Here is a 528-nt window from a genome sequence, read left to right on the forward strand (position 1 = left end):
TTCGCCTGACCCCGGACAACCGCCTGCTGTTCGGCGGGCGTGCGCGGTTTGCGATGTCCGACAGCGTCTCCGACGCCAAGAGCGGCAAGGTGCTGCAAGCGGCGATGTTGAACATGTTCCCGCAGTTGGCGCACGTGAAGATCGACTACTGCTGGGGTGGCTTGGTGGACATGACGTCCGACCGCCTGCCCCGTGCCGGCCAGCATGGTGGCGTGTTCCATTCCATGGGCTACAGCGGCCATGGCGTGCAGATGTCGGTGCACATGGGCCTGGTGATGGCTGAGGTCATGGCCGGCAATGCTGCCGCCAACCCGTGGCGCGAACTGGAATGGCCGGCGATTCCCGGGCATTTCGGCAAACCCTGGTTTTTGCCCTTTGTGGGCGCCTACTACCGCTTCCAGGACTATTTGCACTGAGTTGCCGTTGTTGCGTCACCGTCGTTTGCGTTTCCAGGACGCTCCGGACATCCGTGAGCACTCGATTCTTCCGATTATCGACAGGTAGCCTTGCTATGACTGACAACAAAAA

At 61.0% G+C, this 528-nt stretch carries 1 protein-coding gene; it reads left to right on the forward strand.

Annotated features, from left to right (window positions below; translation table 11 throughout):
• Nucleotides 1-416 (forward strand): NAD(P)/FAD-dependent oxidoreductase (locus IQK56_RS26970; protein ID WP_193901887.1); only part of this gene is annotated, 416 nt, incomplete at its 5' end.
• Nucleotides 417-528: the final 112 nt, after the last annotated feature.

The organism is Pseudomonas cyclaminis (assembly GCF_015163715.1).
Classification (GTDB): Bacteria; Pseudomonadota; Gammaproteobacteria; order Pseudomonadales; family Pseudomonadaceae; genus Aquipseudomonas; species Aquipseudomonas cyclaminis.